Annotated in this window: 13 protein-coding genes; 4 read left to right on the plus strand and 9 right to left on the minus strand. The window is 34.1% G+C overall.

Going from position 1 to position 17,513, the window contains the following annotated elements; translation table 11 throughout:
• Positions 1-247: 247 nt before the first annotated feature.
• On the minus strand, positions 248-424 hold the full coding sequence (locus tag GJV76_RS15705; RefSeq protein WP_166520748.1) for a hypothetical protein: 177 nt from the start codon (positions 422-424) through the stop codon (positions 248-250).
• A 147-nt stretch (positions 425-571) separates the two neighbouring features.
• Between GJV76_RS15705 and fumC the strand changes: the two genes are divergently transcribed.
• Complete coding sequence (gene fumC / locus GJV76_RS07400) at positions 572-1,966, plus strand: class II fumarate hydratase (protein ID WP_155092003.1); 1,395 nt, start codon at positions 572-574, stop codon at positions 1,964-1,966.
• An 84-nt stretch (positions 1,967-2,050) separates the two neighbouring features.
• On the opposite strand, the gene trpB is transcribed toward fumC, so the two are convergent.
• The 7 genes from trpB to GJV76_RS07435 form a co-directional block, all read right to left on the minus strand.
• Positions 2,051-3,232, minus strand: a complete 1,182-nt coding sequence (gene trpB, locus GJV76_RS07405; RefSeq protein ID WP_155092004.1) for a tryptophan synthase subunit beta — start codon at positions 3,230-3,232, stop codon at positions 2,051-2,053.
• A 293-nt stretch (positions 3,233-3,525) separates the two neighbouring features.
• Positions 3,526-4,167 (minus strand): peptidoglycan-binding protein LysM, encoded by a 642-nt coding sequence (locus GJV76_RS07410; RefSeq protein ID WP_155092005.1) that lies wholly within the window; start codon positions 4,165-4,167, stop codon positions 3,526-3,528.
• 330 nt (positions 4,168-4,497) lie between these two features.
• Complete coding sequence (locus GJV76_RS07415; protein ID WP_258204602.1) at positions 4,498-6,357, minus strand: ABC-F family ATP-binding cassette domain-containing protein; 1,860 nt, start codon at positions 6,355-6,357, stop codon at positions 4,498-4,500.
• A 78-nt stretch (positions 6,358-6,435) separates the two neighbouring features.
• Positions 6,436-7,545 carry a metallophosphoesterase gene (locus GJV76_RS07420; protein WP_155092006.1) on the minus strand — a complete coding sequence of 370 codons (1,110 nt, stop codon included), beginning with the start codon at positions 7,543-7,545 and terminating at the stop codon, positions 6,436-6,438.
• Positions 7,546-7,550: 5 nt separating this feature from the next.
• Complete coding sequence (locus tag GJV76_RS07425; RefSeq protein WP_155092007.1) at positions 7,551-10,553, minus strand: sensor histidine kinase; 3,003 nt, start codon at positions 10,551-10,553, stop codon at positions 7,551-7,553.
• On the minus strand, positions 10,541-11,266 hold the full coding sequence (locus GJV76_RS07430) for a LytR/AlgR family response regulator transcription factor (RefSeq protein WP_155092008.1): 726 nt from the start codon (positions 11,264-11,266) through the stop codon (positions 10,541-10,543). The genes GJV76_RS07425 and GJV76_RS07430 overlap by 13 nt, the downstream gene beginning before the upstream one ends.
• A gap of 1,028 nt (positions 11,267-12,294) precedes the next feature.
• Complete coding sequence (locus GJV76_RS07435; RefSeq protein WP_155092009.1) at positions 12,295-13,902, minus strand: ABC transporter substrate-binding protein; 1,608 nt, start codon at positions 13,900-13,902, stop codon at positions 12,295-12,297.
• An 86-nt stretch (positions 13,903-13,988) separates the two neighbouring features.
• Here GJV76_RS07435 and mtaB point away from each other — a divergent pair, with 86 nt between their 5' ends.
• Entirely contained in the window at positions 13,989-15,305 is a 1,317-nt protein-coding gene (mtaB, locus tag GJV76_RS07440) for a tRNA (N(6)-L-threonylcarbamoyladenosine(37)-C(2))-methylthiotransferase MtaB (RefSeq protein ID WP_155092010.1), read from the plus strand.
• A 99-nt stretch (positions 15,306-15,404) separates the two neighbouring features.
• On the opposite strand, the gene GJV76_RS07445 is transcribed toward mtaB, so the two are convergent.
• A complete protein-coding gene (locus GJV76_RS07445) occupies positions 15,405-15,686 on the minus strand; it encodes a GNAT family N-acetyltransferase (RefSeq protein ID WP_155092011.1) in 282 nt (93 codons plus the stop codon).
• Positions 15,687-15,897: 211 nt separating this feature from the next.
• Here GJV76_RS07445 and GJV76_RS07450 point away from each other — a divergent pair, with 211 nt between their 5' ends.
• Both GJV76_RS07450 and GJV76_RS07455 read left to right on the plus strand, forming a co-directional pair.
• On the plus strand, positions 15,898-16,563 hold the full coding sequence (locus GJV76_RS07450) for an alpha/beta hydrolase family protein (RefSeq protein ID WP_155092012.1): 666 nt from the start codon (positions 15,898-15,900) through the stop codon (positions 16,561-16,563).
• Positions 16,560-17,468, plus strand: a complete 909-nt coding sequence (locus tag GJV76_RS07455) for a lytic transglycosylase domain-containing protein (RefSeq protein WP_155092013.1) — start codon at positions 16,560-16,562, stop codon at positions 17,466-17,468. Before GJV76_RS07450 ends, GJV76_RS07455 begins: the two co-directional genes overlap by 4 nt.
• Positions 17,469-17,513 lie beyond the last annotated feature (45 nt).

Here is a 17,513-nt window from a genome sequence, read left to right on the forward strand (position 1 = left end):
CCAGACTTTAGAAAACTAACTAACTTTAACTATAATCAATCCAGAAGCCAAAGTTTACCTTTGGCTTCTTTTTTTTAATTGAAAGCTTTGATACTCTTAAATACGCAATGCAGTAAAGCACAATTATTACAATAGCTCAAACAGACTATAAAATAAATACAACAACTAATACAATCAAGATAGGGCAAAACAAAAAAAGAGCTACAATTCTATTGTAGCTCTTTTATCTTTTTAATTCATCAAAGTCTTACATTTGACTTTCTTCCAATTGCTGTCTTTTAGCTTTTTTTTCTTTTAAGAACTCACGAGTTCCTCCAAATGCCCAGTAAGAAGCAAATCCTACTAAGAAGATTAAAAGCCAGAAAGCCATCGTAATCACAGTCATACCGATGATGAAAGCTAAATACTGTTGAAATTCAAACATTGTTCCGGAATTTTTTGTATATACAGCCCCAAATATACGTACTTTATAGATTTAAACCTACAATGATTTATATTTTGAATATTACTTTAGAATGATACTAAATAATTTAATACCTTTATGAGAAATCAAACTAAAGTAGTATAACAAATGAAATATCGTATAGAAAAAGACACAATTGGTGAAGTAAAAGTACCTGCTGATAAATACTGGGGTGCTCAAACAGAACGTTCTCGAAACAACTTTAAAATAGGACCTGAAGCTTCAATGCCTCATGAGATTATAGAGGCATTTGCCTACTTAAAAAAGGCAGCAGCGTTTGCAAACCATGACTTAGGTGTGTTACCACAAGACAAAAAAGAAGGAATAGCAACAGTATGCGATGAGATTCTAAGAGGGGAACTGAATGATCAGTTTCCTTTAGTTATTTGGCAAACTGGTTCTGGAACACAATCTAATATGAATGTAAATGAAGTAATAGCCAATCGCGCACATGTACTTGCTGGAAATCAATTAGGTGAAGGAGAACAGAATATCAAGGCAAATGACGATGTAAATAAGTCCCAATCATCGAACGACACTTACCCAACGGCCATGCATATTGCAGCTTATAAAGCAGTAATAGAGCACACAATACCTGGAGTCACACAACTGCGCAATACACTTGACAAAAAAGCAAAAGAATATATGTCTGTTGTAAAAATAGGTCGTACCCATTTAATGGATGCTACTCCTCTAACGCTTGGACAAGAAATTTCAGGCTATGTAGCACAATTAGATTACGGCTTAAAGGCATTACAAAACACTTTATCGCATTTATCTGAATTAGCATTAGGAGGAACAGCCGTAGGAACAGGCTTAAATACCCCAAAAGGATATGATACAAAAGTGGCAGCTTACATAGCTCAATTCACAAACTTACCTTTTAAAACTGCACCTAATAAATTTGAAGCTTTAGCTTCCCACGATGCGATTGTAGAAACACATGGTGCATTGAAACAATTAGCTGTTGCACTGTACAAAATTGCCAATGACATCCGTATGCTTGCTTCGGGACCTCGTTCAGGTATTGGGGAGATAATCATACCTGCAAATGAACCAGGCTCATCTATTATGCCAGGAAAAGTTAACCCTACACAATGTGAAGCTCTCACAATGGTAGCTGCACAAGTTATTGGAAATGATGTAACGATTAGCTTCAGTGGTACACAAGGGCAATATGAGTTAAATGTATTTAAACCTGTTATGGCTGCAAACTTCTTGCAATCCGCTAAACTAATTGGAGATGCATGTGTATCATTTGACATTCACTGTGCACAGGGAATAGAACCTAACCACAAAAGAATTACTGAGTTATTGGATAACTCTTTAATGTTAGTGACAGCACTTAACACACATATTGGTTATTACAAAGCCGCTGAAATTGCTCAAACAGCACATCAAAATGGTACTACTTTAAAAGAAGAAGCTATTCGCTTGGGATATGTTTCTCCAGAAGACTTTGACAAATGGGTAGATCCTGCTAAAATGGTTGGAGAGTTATAAAAATATTTTGAAAAAGAGAATTTTTATTTCAAAAAGTCCTGTTTGCATTAGCAAGCAGGACTTTTATTTATGTGTTTCAATCATTCAGAAATTAAAATAGCTTCTGTAATTATCCAAATCTTTATCACCTCTCCCAGATAAATTAATGACAACTATATCGGTTTCTTTAAATTGCTTCTTATCCAAAATAGCAAGTGCATGCGAACTCTCAATAGCAGGTATAATACCCTCATCCTTACACAAATTCAAACCTGCTTGCATAGCTTCATTGTCCATTACTGCAAAAAACTCTGCTCTACCCAATTCTTTCATATGTGAATACAAAGGTCCGAAACCAGGGTAATCTAAACCAGCTGAGATAGAATATGCTTCTAAAGGCTCTCCATTCTCATCTTGCATAAATAGCGTTTTACTACCGTGTAATACTCCGTCTTTTCCTACAAAAGAAGTAGCTGCTGTTTCTAACTCCTCAATACTTCTTCCCCCTCCCTCAGCTACAACCAAATTCACCGTTTCATCTTCTAAGAAATGATAAAAAGCTCCTACTGCATTACTTCCACCCCCGACACAAGCAACAACATAATCAGGTGTTTCTCTACCTTCTTTCTCAAGTAACTGCTTTCTTATCTCCTCAGAAATAACTGATTGAAAGCGACTTACCATATCAGGATAAGGATGCGGACCTACAGCTGACCCTATCAAGTAAAAAGTGTCATCTGGGTTCTCTATCCAGTAAAGCAACGCTTCATCTACGGCCTCTTTCAAAGTTTTTGCGCCTGACATTGCAGGACGTACCTCTGCTCCCAACATTTTCATTCTTGCAACATTAGGTGCTTGTCTTTCAATATCTAAAGCTCCCATGAAAACAATACACTCCATCCCCATTAATGCACAAACTGTCGCTGTAGCAACTCCATGCTGACCTGCCCCTGTTTCTGCAACAATTTTATGTTTACCCAAGCGCTTTGCCAATAAAATTTGCCCAATCGTATTATTGATTTTATGTGCTCCTGTATGACATAAATCCTCGCGTTTTAAATATACTTTGGTATTGTACTTCTTAGAAAGATTCTCTGCAAAATACAATGGAGTGGGTCTACCTACGTAATCTTTAAGTAACTGCTGCATTTCTGCCTGAAAATCAGCTTGATTAATGATGTCAATGTACTCTTTTTGCAATTGACCAATAATAGGTTGTAAAGCTTCAGGAATGAAAGCTCCACCATAATTTCCATAAAAACCGTTTTGATCTACTTGATATTTCATATTTTCTATATTTTACATTTAAACAAAAAAAAGAGGCTTGTCGCGTAGACAAGCCTCTTTTTGTATAATTATATATTATTTCATATTAACTCTTATATACATAGCAAGGACTGCTCACGACATTTGACGTAAGTTGAGTCCACCACCAAGTATTTGTAAGAATTAAATTCATTATTTCACTTTGTATTTGATTACAAATGTAACATACTTTTTTTTAATAATCCAAATTAAAAAACAAAAAAGCGATATATTAAAATTCAATATATCGCTTTAAGTATTATTTTCTTTTTTAATTAAAGAGAAACTACAGCATTTTTCTCTGCAAAGATTTCAGATGTATCATATCCGCTAAAAGCTTCTAAATAAGAGCGAATTGATGTTCCATATCCGTCACTAAAGCCTTGTTGCCCACCACTGTTTAAAAATTTCTTTACTGAACCAGCTCCTCCTAAATGCGCAGCAGCAATGATTCCAGATTCAGTGATAGTAATACCATTAATCCTTTTCCCTTCAAATTTTCTAATCTCATTTCTAAGAATCCACTTGTTTTTTGCTACCAAAGCATCAAATGCTTTTTCTTGTAACAATGGATCATCTAAGAACGTTTTCGTGTCTGTAATACCAATTGATTTAAGTGCTACTTTACCAAATTGATATTTTCCCATGTAACCGAATGAATTAACAATTTTGTATAATCCATATGATTCTCGGACACCTAGTGCCTGCTTGAATCCCATATAGGTCTTTCCTAAAAACGGAATTGCTAAATTATCGTCTCCTTCTATTTGTGTTTCCATTGGATTTACATAAGAAAGAGTCCCTGTAGGAACAATTTTATACTGTTCTAAAAGGCTAATTTCATATTTCTTAAAACCTGAAACTACACCTCCTACTAATAAAGCAGAACCGATAAAAAAAGAACATGTTTTTCTCATTAAATATAATTTCTCAAGCCCTGTCACCACTTGAAATTTCTGTGGGCAAAGTTACGCCGATTTTTTAATTCCACTACTTTTTTAGCACTTTTAAGTAGATTTTTAACAGTTAAATTTTTACAAACTCTTAAAAATCAATTGATTATAAATTAAAAAAAATCTCTCTAATCTATTGTTTTTACCCTGTTTTTTACATAAATTAAAGGACAAACGAACCCGAAAAAGTCTAAAAAACGTCAAATCAAGATATTTTAAGAACAAAAAAGCGAAGTCAGAAATCAAATTTCTAACTTCGCTTTTTTACATTTTTCAAATATACTTTTGATAAGATTATGACTCCATTTTTGCAGAAAGTTCAAACCAACGCTCTTCCATTTGCTCCAACTGACTTAAAACTTTTTGAAGTTCCCCTGCTTTTTTCTCTATTTCATCATCTCCTACTTTTCCTTCACTAAATAAGGCCTCAATCTTTACTTTTTCTTCCTCTAACTTTTTAATTTCTCGTTCCACCTTTTGAAACTCCTTTTGCTCTTGAAACGTTAAGCCATTCTTTACTTGACTTTCCTTCCAATTTACTTTTTCTTTCGGCTGTTCTTCTTTTACAGGCTCAATACTATCTTCATACGCTCTAAAGTCAGAATAATTCCCTGGGAAATTCTCCACCTCACCATTACCTCTAAAAACAAATAGCGTATCGACAATCTTATCCATAAAATAACGGTCATGCGAGACAACTACAAGACAACCTGGATAATCTAACAGGAAGCTTTCTAATACATTCAGCGTCACTATATCCAAATCATTCGTAGGCTCATCGAGTATTAAGAAATTTGGATTTTGAATTAATACAGTACACAAATACAACCTCTTTAATTCCCCTCCACTTAATTTCTCAACGAAATCATGTTGTTTTTTCCTGTCAAACAAAAAGCGCTCAAGTAACTGACCTGCTGAAATTGTCCTTCCTTTTGCCAAAGGAATAAACTCTCCAAACTCTTTAATTACATCTATTACCTTTTGATCTGGCTTCACGTAGATTCCACCTTGAGTGTAATAACCAATTTTAATTGTCTCTCCTTGTACTACCTTTCCTGAATCTGGTTTTATGGATTGTGTAAGAATATTTAAGAAAGTAGATTTACCTGTTCCGTTCTTTCCTATGATACCAATGCGCTCTCCTTTATTAAAGCTGTAGCTAAATTCACTTAGAATAACTTTATCCTTAAAAGCTTTGTTCAACTTATGTAACTCTATAATCTTACTTCCCATGCGCTCCATATTAATTTCCAACTCTACTTGGTGTTCAATACGGCGACTATGAGCTTTCTCCTTTATAATGTAGAAATCGTCAATTCTCGATTTAGATTTTGTCGTACGAGCCTTTGGTTGTCTTCTCATCCACGACAATTCTTTAACAAATAAATTTTGTGCTTTATCGATACTGGCATTCTCAGCAGCAATGCGCTCATCTTTCTTTTCGAGGTAATAGGAATAGTTACCTTTGTATTGGTAAATCTTTCCATTGTCTAATTCGATAATCTCGTTACATACTCTCTCCAAGAAAAAGCGGTCGTGCGTTACCATAAACAAAGTGATATTCTCCTTGGCAAAGTAATTCTCTAACCATTCGATCATCTCAAGATCTAAATGGTTAGTCGGCTCATCTAAGATTAGCAAATCAGGTCTATTAATCAATATAATAGCCAAGGCCAAACGCTTCTTCTGTCCTCCTGAAAGTGTTTTTACTTTTGCTTTTAAATCTTCTAACTTCAGTTTAAACAAAATCTGCTTATACTGAGTTTCAAAATCCCAAGCATTATGCGCTTCCATCTTTTCAAATGCTTTCTGATACGCCTCCGTATCTTCAGGATTTTCAAGTGCCTTCTCGTATTCCTCTATTATTTTTAAAGTTTCATTATCCGAGGCAAAAATGCTTTCCTCTACTGTCAACTCATCTTGCAAGTTTGGTTCCTGTGCTAAAAACTCAACTCTAATGTCTTTTCGCATAACAACTTGCCCTGAGTCAGGATAATCCTCGCCCATCAATATCTTTAATATTGTTGTTTTTCCAGAACCATTTTTAGCGACAAAAGCAATCTTCTGATCTTTGTTAATTCCAAAAGAGAGGTCTTCAAATAGTGTTCTCGCTCCAAAGGACTTTGATATATTTTCTACTGATAGATAATTCACAATTTAATATTTTTTACAAAAATAACCTTTTATTTGACTATTACTGCTTATATGTACAAATGCCATAGAACAGCTCATTTACTTTACATTAATGACTACATACTCTGATTGAGTACCGATGCGATAACGTCCTCCCCAAATTCCCAATCCAGAACTGACATAGTAATGTGTTTTTCCTTTCTTTAAGTATCCGTGTGCATTCTCAAATAGCCTATCTGTAATCCACGATATGGGCCAGACTTGTCCTCTGTGTGTATGTCCTGACAATTGTAAGTCAATACCATTCTCATTGGCTTCAGACAAATTATACGGTTGATGATCTAATAATACACAAGTAAGATTCCTGTCTATATCTCCTATAATGTCCGCTAACTTTTTGCGACGTGGGTTCGTTTTGTCATCTCGCCCTATCAAGCACAGTGAAAGATCTTCTATAACAATTGTTTGATCGCTTAAAACGCGTATACCATTACTTTGCATAAAACTGACACATGCTTTTGCTCCTGCCATATATTCGTGATTTCCCAAACAAGCATATACCCCATATTTGGTTTCTATCTTTTGCAATAAACTCCCCAACTCATTGTAGATCACAGGCTGTAAGCTATAATCGATTAAATCTCCTCCTATAAGAACCAAATCCGCCTGTTCTTGATTAATTAACGCTACCCATTTTTTCAATTCCCTTTTCTCTATAGCATATCCTAAATGTAAATCCGATACAAATATAATCTTGTAACGGGTCTTGGTACTAAAAGATAAATCTATCTCCACTCGTCTTTTCCTTTGGTAATTTATAAAACCCAATAATGCTATAGCTACTACTCCGAAAACAAGTAGGCAAGACTGAAGGTCAGAATGATATATCAGTATTCGATTCTCAGAGTGAACGAAAAAATGATTAACAACACTGACCACATCCAATATCAAGACAAATAAAAAAGCATAAATCAACAACATTAACCAGCCCGTACCTATTTTATACAAATAAGCTGAGAGGTATACGGGCAACTTTCGACCAATGCCAAAAAACAAAAAAATAGAACTACAAACGAGCACTACGACTAACCAATAAATAAAATGTAAGCTTGGGGATAATAAATCCAAAATAGGATATACTCGAAAGAATACGTAAAAATTACCCAATACAAACAGACTAAATACAATCAAAAAAACAAAGCGCTTCATCTTACTTATTTTATTATTCCTTTTAACTTCATTACAACTCTTGTCCCGTGTTCATCAATTGTCGTCACTAAATCTTCGTCTAAATAATCCTGTATAAAAGACATCCTCTCCCTTACAATAGTCATTCCTACAGAAGTACCTGTATGTCTTTTTGTTTTCTTAGAATTGCTACCTATTCCATTATCCGTAATAACAATCTCGATATCGTTTAGTTTCTGATATAGCTCTATGTTTATTTCAGGCCTTTCTATAGAAGGCGGAAAAGCATGCACTATAGAATTTTCGACAAAGGGTTGCAACAACATTGGCGGAACCATCACTTCATTTAGTTCCACAATCAAATGCGATTCAACCGTAAACCTCATCCTTCCTTCAAGTCTCATATTTTCAATGTCAACATACTTTGCCAAGTAATCTAATTCCTCAGCTAAAGTAATACGCTCTTTTGATGAAAGACTCAAGGAGGCTCTGATGAATTTTGAGAACTTGCCAAGGTACGTAAAAGCAGCTTCAGATTGATTGTCTAAAATATAAAACTGTATAGAGCTCAACACGTTAAAAATAAAATGCGTATTCATCTGGCTTCGAACAGACAATAACTTCACTTCCGCAAGGCGTTTTTCATAAGATAGCTTGTCTTTCTCGTGATTCAATTTACTTGCCTCCACCTCTTGTTGTTGTTTTAAGCGTACCAAGCGACTTCGATAAACTAAATAAGTAATCAAGAAAATCAAAGCTCCACAACTTATAAAGAACCAAAGCTTTAAATAAAATGGCTTTTCAATTTCTAAATACAAGAGTGGATAAATCATCTCTGTACCCGAATCAAAATCATATATCTTCAAGTCTATTGGGTAAATCCCCGCTTCTAAATAGTGTAAATCAATTTTAGAACCTTTGACATCATTCCAGTTCTCCGTTAACTTCAATCGATATTTAAACAATAACTTATCAGGATACTTAGCCCCTAACACATTAAAGCCAATCTGCATTGAATTTGACTGATAGGGAAGCTTTAATTCTTTTTTAATAACCGTGTTACCTGATTCATCTGTGTACTCTTTCCCATTGATCAACAATCGAGTGAGTTTCACATTCAGTGATTGTTCTCGTGGTTGAAAATACTGTGTATCTAAAATGTAAATTCCTTCTGTTGTACCAATATACAGAACATTTCCAATGGTCGTAGCACTCGTTATTTCGGGATTAGACATCCCCTGTTCCTCGTTTATGTAGAATTTTCCCGTTTTGGTAATAATGGTCAGCCCCTTATTTGTCCCTATAATTAGCTTATTATTGACTACCTCTAATAAATTTATATTGGTGCCAAACAACTCTTCATTTGAAATGAGATTATTAATCTTCACAGTGTCGTTTTCAACACTCAGACAATAAATATCATTAAAATCAGTGGCAACATACATTCGCTTATTAGGCTCTTTTATAGCCAACATCTTAAGTCTTCGCTCAGTAAAACTCCCTTTCTCTTTAAGGGAAACGAACCCCTCCTTATCACTATAAGAGTATAGACCATCTAATGCTCCTGCAAAAAACAAACGATTACCTAACTGCTTTATATCGACAATATCTCTCGGAATATTAGTCCCTTCAATACGCAAGTGATAATCGTATTTCATCTGCTGTATATCACTGTATACTCTCACTCCACCATAAGGATTAGATTCTATCAATGTATTGTTTATAAACTCGAATTGATAGTGGTGAATATTGTAATAACTCAAAATATTACCATCAAGATCTACTTCGAACATACCAATATTCGTACTGACCCATATAGCGTTATTCTTTACGATAGCCTTGTAATAGATTATTTTATTCGCTGGAATAGTATAGTCTAATTCAAAAAAGTGATTCTCCTTAGTCGCTAACTTTTGAAATTTGTGATAGTGTTTCTCTTGAAATTGCTTGAATTTCAAATTAGGTGTATGAGAAATTACCTTGTCATCGCTTTTGATAGTCAATCCATTCTTTGCAAATACATAGAGCCTTTTATGGTGACTCGTCAATGCCATAATTCGGCCAATAGAAGTATCATAAGACAAAGCAGAAAACATATCTACTTTATAAAGTCCCTCTGATTCACTACCTACATATAGAAAATCATTTACTTTATCATAAGCAAGAGAATACAAATCTGTGGACGTAACATTGAACTCTTGGGTAACATCTACACTTTTGTCGTTTTCCCATTTGTAGATCCCTCCTTTATTCTCAAACATTCCAGAACTGACAAAGACAACTTGTCCATTTATCTCTTTAATCAATCGAACACTTGGCAAATCGGCATGATAATTCAACTCACGAGTCTTGATATTCTCAACTACTAATCCAAATTGACAGCCATAGAAAACATAATCTCCATATTGATATACTGACAATACTCGTTCAATATCATTCACTTTAATCAAAGAAGTATCGTCTATTAAATATGTCCCATCGTTTATTGTGGTAGCATAGACTTTATCCTCTACGGCAAAGAAACCCGAAACTTCAAAATTGTGATCTCTATTTTTTACATATTGTGGACTGCGTATACTAAAGTCGTTGATATTTATAATAGATAAACCTTCTACTGTCCCAACATATAACTGATCTCGATGTATAAAAAACTTGCGAATTCGGTCAGAAATTAAACCGTCTTGAGTAGTAAATAACCGTTTGGTGCCTTCATTTTGATACAGTACCCCTTGTCCATAACTCGATACCCAAATACTCTTATTACTATCTTCTATAATATCGGTAACATTGGTATATCTAAACTCTGTAGCAGCGGCATTGGCTGTGATATTTCCTTGTATTATTTGCGTTAATCCTGATCTTGACCCGATCCATAACACACCATTAGAATCCAAACATAAGGTACGTATATCATTTGCCAAAAGGCCATCGCTAACAGACAGCCTCTTGGTAATATAATTATTTTGACCTAATACATTTAGTCCTACTAAAAGCAGCAATAAAATGTGCCATTTCTTTACAAGTTCCATTTATTCAATTCTCTAATCATGGTTGCTGCTACGATTATCTCTATATCGTGACATTCGGGATTATCAATTAGCTCCTCCTTAAAGAAAACTCTATTCGTATCCTTTTCAATATATTTCACATAGTTCATATTCACAAGATAAGAGCGATTCACGCGAACAAAATTAGAGTGTTTTATCTTTGACTCAATTGCACGCAGCGTTTTTGACACCAAGAACTTAGTGTTCTCTGCGTAAATTTCACAGTAATTATCAGCTGCCTTACACAATATGATATCATCCATTTTGAGCAAGTGGCGCTTTAAATTGTGCTTGATAATTTTATAATACTCCTGATACCCTTCCTTTTCTTTGTACTTGTCAAATACACTTTGTACATCTTCTACATCAATTGGCTTCAATAAGTACTTCAGGCAATTATATTGGTTAATTGCTTCAATTGCATATTGTTCATAGGCCGTTGTAAACACAACCTCAAAACTCTTATCTTTAATTTGCTTTAAAAAATCAAACCCATTTTCTTCAGGCATATGAATATCTAAAAATACAAGATCAGGTTTATCATTGTTGACAAAATTAATTGCTTCACTTACTGAAGTAACAGTAGTAACAACTAATTTATCGCTATACTTTACTTTCTTTTCAATTATTTTCTTTAATAGTTCGCCAACTTTAGGTTCATCATCAACCACTAAAATCGTTAGTTCATTCGTCATTTTGTAAGGTGATTTTTAATCAAAAAACAAATATAATCATTAATCTAATTTATCTTAAATTATATAGTCAAGATCTACCCCATTTAGAGTATTTATCTCACTATTTTATACAATATGTCTGCATTTAATCGAGAAGCACAATCATGCATTGTCTTGGAGTATAACCTAAAACTTATCTCTATAAAATCACTTCAGCCACTTAATCGCAAAACAAGGAGAAAACAATTCAAAAGGATGAGTGAATTAAGACATAGCATCCAATCTATTAAAAAAGTATAATGCATATAGCCATCACGATAACAAAATGAAAATTTGTTTTCTACACAAAAAAAAACATTTTTTTTTTCTTCAATAGAACATATTTTTCTCTTTTTTTTTAGAAAACAACCTTAATTTCACTTTAAAATGATCAAAATATTGACTTAAACAGGCTAAAATCATCCGAAAAACAAAAAAAATATTATTTTTTTTTAACACAAAATAAATACAAGTTATTAAAAATCAACTACTTAATACAAAACACCAGCTTTTACCCAAAAGCATGTAACTTGCCTTAGCCTTAGTAAAATAAGGGCTTGTAGGGATATTGTAGGACAATAACGGGACAATAGTAGGACAATAATGCGTAAAACAAGGGGTTAGCCCAACTATTGTGCTAGTATACTTTCACCATTGATCTCATTAGTTTATCGAAAAACAATAGAAAAACAAACCTAAGCCTATGATATAAAGGAATAAGCATGGCAAGAAAAAATATGGAAGCAAATCGAATAAAGAAAATACTAACAAGTAAAATGCTCCCCTAAAATCACTGCTATATATCTGTGATTCAAGGAAGGCATATCGCTGCAAAACCTTACGAAAAAGAAAGCGGTAAGGCGCTTCATAGAATTACTAAAGCCAAACAGCTCGAAAATTTACCAATCTCAGGTAATTTTATAAGCTATCAACCCATTAGTCTTAGAAAAAACCGGCTCTTACCCTTGTCAAAAAAGTGTACAATAAGCGTAGGCCTTGGCTATCTAAAGTTAATTATTCTTTTTAGAAACTTTTTTGAGAAATAAGTTATTCATTGGATTTATACCTAAGTTCTCAACTTTATTAGAAGTAAAACGCGCCACTTTATCATAGAACAAAATGATAACTGGTTTTTCATTTACAACTATACGATCCAATTCTTGGTACATTAGATCTCTTTTATCGAGATCTTCTTCCTCTATTGCAGCGCGTAATAGCGCATCATAGTTGCGGTTGTCAAACCGAGTGTAATTTGCCCCATATGGAACCTTATTTGCCGAGTAAAACAGCGATAAGTAATTTTCAGCATCGGGATAATCTGCTATCCAACTACCTCTAAAAAAGGAAACAGTACCAGAAGCAATACTCTGTCTTAAGGTAGAAGGTGGCATCACATCTACTTTAAGTTCGATACCTATTTTCTGCCATTCGCGTTGTAAGTACTCTGCAATATCTAAATAAGAAGCATCCGTTGATAAAGTCAAAACAATCGAACTCTCGTTCTTCTCTTTTTTATAAGCATCAACTAACTCTTTCGCTTTGCCAAAATCATATCGATCACCGAGTGCGAGATGACCTTCAAGACCGTTCGGTATCATCCCCCCAACCTTGCTTTCTCCCATTCCATTTCTCAAGTAAGCTAACATTTTGTTCCTATCGAAACCAATGTCCAGCGCTTGTCTGATACGCTTATCTTTTATGATCGCATGATCACTCGAAAAGTTAAATCCCAAATATTCCGTATTCAAATAGGGTCCTGTTATCATTTTAAACTGGTCTTGATATTTCGGTTTTAAATTACCGTGAATATCTATAATATCATCTTTATACGAGGGGTCTAATCCAGAGATGAAATCGAGATTTCCCTGTATAAATTGCAAAAAGGCACTTTGTTTATCTGGTAAAAAAGTAACTGCCACAGCTTCCAAGTAAGGCAATTGAACCCCGTTCTTATCTCTCTCAAAATACAGGGGGTTCTTTCGCAAAACTAATTTGATATTCTCCTCCCATAGTTTGAATGCAAAAGGCCCTGTCCCAATAGGATTAGAGCGGAACTCTGCTTTTTTATCTTCTACGATTTCACGTGGTACCACTGAGGCATAACGCATAGACATCAATCCTAAAAAAGCAGGAAATGACTCTGTTAGATTTACGCGAAAAACAGTATCATTAATCGCTTGGTAGCTTTTTACTTTTTGGAGTATCCAGCCCCCTGGCGAAGCAATAGACGAACTCGACAATCGATCAAAACTATATACAAAATCACTGGCAGTAACTGTACGAGTACTGTCTACTCCAAAATTAGAATGTTTGTGAAAATACACATCATCTCTTAAGATAAAGTCGTACTGCAGTCCACCTTTGGTTATATTCCAATATTTTGCAATATCTCCTTGAATATGCAAGCTGTCATCTAATTGAACTAAACCATTAAAAATTTGATTGCAAGGCCAGATAATATTCATGCTTTTTGCAAAAGCAGGATCCAATGTCGCTATATTGGCACTCTCATTATATCTAAATACTTTATTTTCATCATTTTGTATCTTTTTATTTTGACACGAAATCATAAAAGTTAAAACACAAAATATTGATATATAATATATTATTGATTTCATCAAACCGATTTTTGTATGTAAATTTGCAATCCTTTTTTTAGTAAAAAGTAAATATAGTCAAAGTTACTATATAGTATAAGAACATTATGGAAAATAGAAAAAAAGTAGCTTTTTATACCTTAGGTTGTAAACTCAATTTCTCAGAAACTTCAACAATAGCGAGAAGCTTTACCGATGAAGGATTCGATCGTGTAGAATTTGACGAAGTTGCAGACATATATGTAATAAATACCTGTTCTGTTACAGAGAACGCAGATAAACAATTTAAGCAAATTGTAAAAAAAGCTCAAAAGAAAAACGACAAAGCATTCGTTGCTGCAGTAGGTTGTTATGCTCAGTTAAAACCAGAAGAATTGGCTTCTGTAGACGGAGTAGACTTAGTACTTGGTGCAACAGAAAAATTTAAAATAACAGACTACATCAATGATCTAACTAAAAATGAGATGGGCCAAGTCCACTCTTGTGAGATCTCTGAAGCTGATTTTTATGTGGGTAGCTACTCAATTGGGGATAGAACACGTGCATTCTTAAAAGTACAGGATGGATGTGATTATAAATGTACGTATTGCACAATACCACTTGCTCGTGGTATTTCTCGTAGTGATACAATGGATAATGTACTAAAAAACGCAGCTGAAATTGCCAAACAGGACATTAAAGAAATTGTTCTTACGGGAGTGAATATCGGAGATTATGGTAAGGGAGAGTTCGGAAATAAAAAACACGAACACACTTTCTTAGAACTTGTACAAGCATTAGATAAAGTTGAAGGGATAGAAAGGCTAAGGATTTCTTCTATCGAACCGAATCTACTTAAAAACGAAACTATTGACTTTGTATCTAAGAGTAGAACGTTTGTTCCACACTTCCATATTCCACTACAATCAGGTAGCAATGACATTTTGAAAAAAATGAAAAGACGTTATCTACGCGAATTATATGTAGAACGCGTTTCTAAAATCAGAGAAGTGATGCCAGACTGCTGTATTGGAGTAGATGTTATCGTTGGATTCCCAGGAGAGACAGACGAAAAGTTCTTAGAAACGTATAACTTTTTAAATGACTTAGACATCTCTTATCTGCATGTATTCACTTATTCTGAACGAGATAATACAGAAGCTATCGAAATGGACGCTGTTGTACCAATGAATGTGCGAAACAAACGCAGTAAGATGTTAAGAGGGCTTTCTGTAAAAAAACGCAGAGCATTCTACGAATCCCAGTTAGGAAAAGAGAAGACTGTTTTATTTGAAAGTGAAAACAAAGAGGGCTATATTCACGGTTTTACTGAAAACTATGTAAAAGTAAAAACGCCGTGGAATCCTGAACTGGTAAATACACTACATCAAATTAAATTGACAACGATTGATGCAGATGGAATAGTAAGATTAGAATTTCTATAAAAAAAGGTCTGAGTTTTATAAAATAAACTCAGACCTTTTTTAATGTTTTTTTCAAAATACAATGTTGTGTGTTAAATAGGTTTTTCTACCTACGTGTTTTTAGATTCGAATCCCCGGAGGTAACATTTCTTTGTACCCAGGATTCTTTCTGAAAAAAGAAACAATTTTTGGGTGTGTAGGCACCACGCGTAGTTTCTTTTCTCTTACTAATTCCAAAATTGCTTTTAAGAAGTCCGCTGCTTGGTTTTGAACAGCATTTTCAAGACCTTTTAGCTTAGTTAAGAATATTTTCCTTTCTTGCAATGAATATTCTACACTAAGCATTCCTGTATCAGTTTCACACTCGAACTGACGAAGTAACTCATTGTCTTTAATTTCCATTATATCAGTATGTTTTTATATATTTTCATTGCTTATACAATGCGATTAGATAACTAAAAATAAAATATGTGGGAAGTAAAAGGTGAGGGATATTAAATAAAAAAACTTTAAAGTAGTATCCTTTTCATTTTAGTATCTGAATTCATTATATTTATCAAAATTACGTTTTTTTTTTCATCCCTACAATTTTAATAAAGTTAATTTATTTAAAATGAACAAAATACCTATTTTTTTCTTTCCAGGAATGACTTCAAATTCTCTGATTTTTGAGAGAATTAATATTGATTTGGATCTATATGAACCCTTTTATTTTGAATGGTTGCCAATTGTAGAGGAGCAAAGTTTAAGCGAATATTGCGACAGATATATTGAATTAATGCCACAGCCCAATCCGGTTTTGATAGGGGTATCATTTGGAGGTATCATCGCACAAGAAATTTCAAAAAAAATAGAGGTCCGCAAAACAATTATAATATCAAGTGTTCGTTCTAATAAAGAGTTTCCAAACCTATATCGCTTTGCAAGAAAAACAAAGTTGTACAAATTGCTACCAACAGGGAAAGTCAATTTCTTTCTAAAGGTTTACCAGTTTTTTTTGAGCAAGAAACACAAAGAACGCATGATTATGTACGATAAATACTTACCTTTAAGAAGTAAAGGGTATTTAGATTGGTGTATTGATAAAATACTCAATTGGAATCAGGAAAGTAATTTAGAAAATGTCATACATATCCATGGTGAGAAAGATGAATTATTTCCAATAAAAAACATAGAGAATGCCATTGTTCTCAAAGGAGGAACACACGCAATGATACTCACAAAGTACAAGTGGTTCAACAGCCACTTATCAAACATAATACAAGAAGTAAAAAAATGAAAAAGACAGTTCGTACAATTTTATCTATTATAGCTGTAACTGCTATATCGTCTACATTAATATTTTCTGCAAGTCATACAGAAAATCCAAATGAGAATGAGACAACTACAAGTAGCCCTCATTTACACTCTATTCCAAGTAAAATAGACTTTGCTGGAGAAGCTGCCCCATTACACCTGACAGATGTAAAAGAGCGCTTTGACAGAGAGATGATTGTCAATACAAACCTCCACGGTTCGACAATCTTAACGATGAAAAGAGCAGATAGATACTTTCCTGTAATCGAACCTATATTAGCCAAAAATGGTATTCCTGACGACTTCAAATATCTTTGTGTCATCGAAAGTGCTCTTGCTAATGCTGTTTCACCAGCAGGTGCAAGTGGTTTTTGGCAAATTATGAAAGGAACTGGAAAAGATTACGGCTTAGTTATAGACGAAACAATAGATGAGCGCTATGACTTAGTAAAAGCGACAGAAGCTGCGTGCAAATACTTCAATGATGCTAAAGCTAAATTCGGTTCTTGGACTTTAGTAGCAGCTTCATACAACAGAGGAATGGCAGGTATGACCAGAGCTATGGATAGTCAATATGTAACTGATTACTACGACTTATTCCTAAACCAAGAAACTTCTCGTTACGTATTCAGAATATTAGCGCTGAAAGAAATCATGAGCAACAGCGAAAAGTACGGTTTCAATGTTCCAAAAAATGAAACATACAAACCTATTAAAATGAAAAAAGTAGCAGTTGATTACGACATCACTGATTTACCTCTTTTCGCAAAAGAACAGGGGATTAACTACAAACTATTGAAGCTATACAACCCTTGGCTTGTAAACACAAGTCTTAAACCAAAGGGAAAAACCTATTATATCGAGATTCCCACTCAAGGAATTAAGTAATACAAAAGGACTGAAATACTTTCAGTCCTTTTTTTAATACCGATA

The organism is Myroides albus (genome assembly GCF_009711045.1).
GTDB classification, from domain to species: Bacteria; Bacteroidota; Bacteroidia; order Flavobacteriales; family Flavobacteriaceae; genus Flavobacterium; species Flavobacterium album_A.

Excerpts from the sequence above, each read along its gene's own strand:
- GJV76_RS07435 (WP_155092009.1), bottom strand. The coding sequence starts at position 13,902 with ATGAAATCAATAATATATTATATATCAATATTTTGTGTTTTAACTTTT.
- GJV76_RS07425 (WP_155092007.1), bottom strand. The coding sequence starts at position 10,553 with ATGGAACTTGTAAAGAAATGGCACATTTTATTGCTGCTTTTAGTAGGA.
- GJV76_RS07430 (WP_155092008.1), bottom strand. The coding sequence starts at position 11,266 with ATGACGAATGAACTAACGATTTTAGTGGTTGATGATGAACCTAAAGTT.
- GJV76_RS07445 (WP_155092011.1), bottom strand. The coding sequence starts at position 15,686 with ATGGAAATTAAAGACAATGAGTTACTTCGTCAGTTCGAGTGTGAAACT.
- trpB (WP_155092004.1), bottom strand. The coding sequence starts at position 3,232 with ATGAAATATCAAGTAGATCAAAACGGTTTTTATGGAAATTATGGTGGA.
- GJV76_RS15705 (WP_166520748.1), bottom strand. The coding sequence starts at position 424 with ATGTTTGAATTTCAACAGTATTTAGCTTTCATCATCGGTATGACTGTG.
- mtaB (WP_155092010.1), top strand. The coding sequence starts at position 13,989 with ATGGAAAATAGAAAAAAAGTAGCTTTTTATACCTTAGGTTGTAAACTC.
- GJV76_RS07450 (WP_155092012.1), top strand. The coding sequence starts at position 15,898 with ATGAACAAAATACCTATTTTTTTCTTTCCAGGAATGACTTCAAATTCT.
- fumC (WP_155092003.1), top strand. The coding sequence starts at position 572 with ATGAAATATCGTATAGAAAAAGACACAATTGGTGAAGTAAAAGTACCT.
- GJV76_RS07410 (WP_155092005.1), bottom strand. The coding sequence starts at position 4,167 with ATGAGAAAAACATGTTCTTTTTTTATCGGTTCTGCTTTATTAGTAGGA.
- GJV76_RS07420 (WP_155092006.1), bottom strand. The coding sequence starts at position 7,545 with ATGAAGCGCTTTGTTTTTTTGATTGTATTTAGTCTGTTTGTATTGGGT.
- GJV76_RS07455 (WP_155092013.1), top strand. The coding sequence starts at position 16,560 with ATGAAAAAGACAGTTCGTACAATTTTATCTATTATAGCTGTAACTGCT.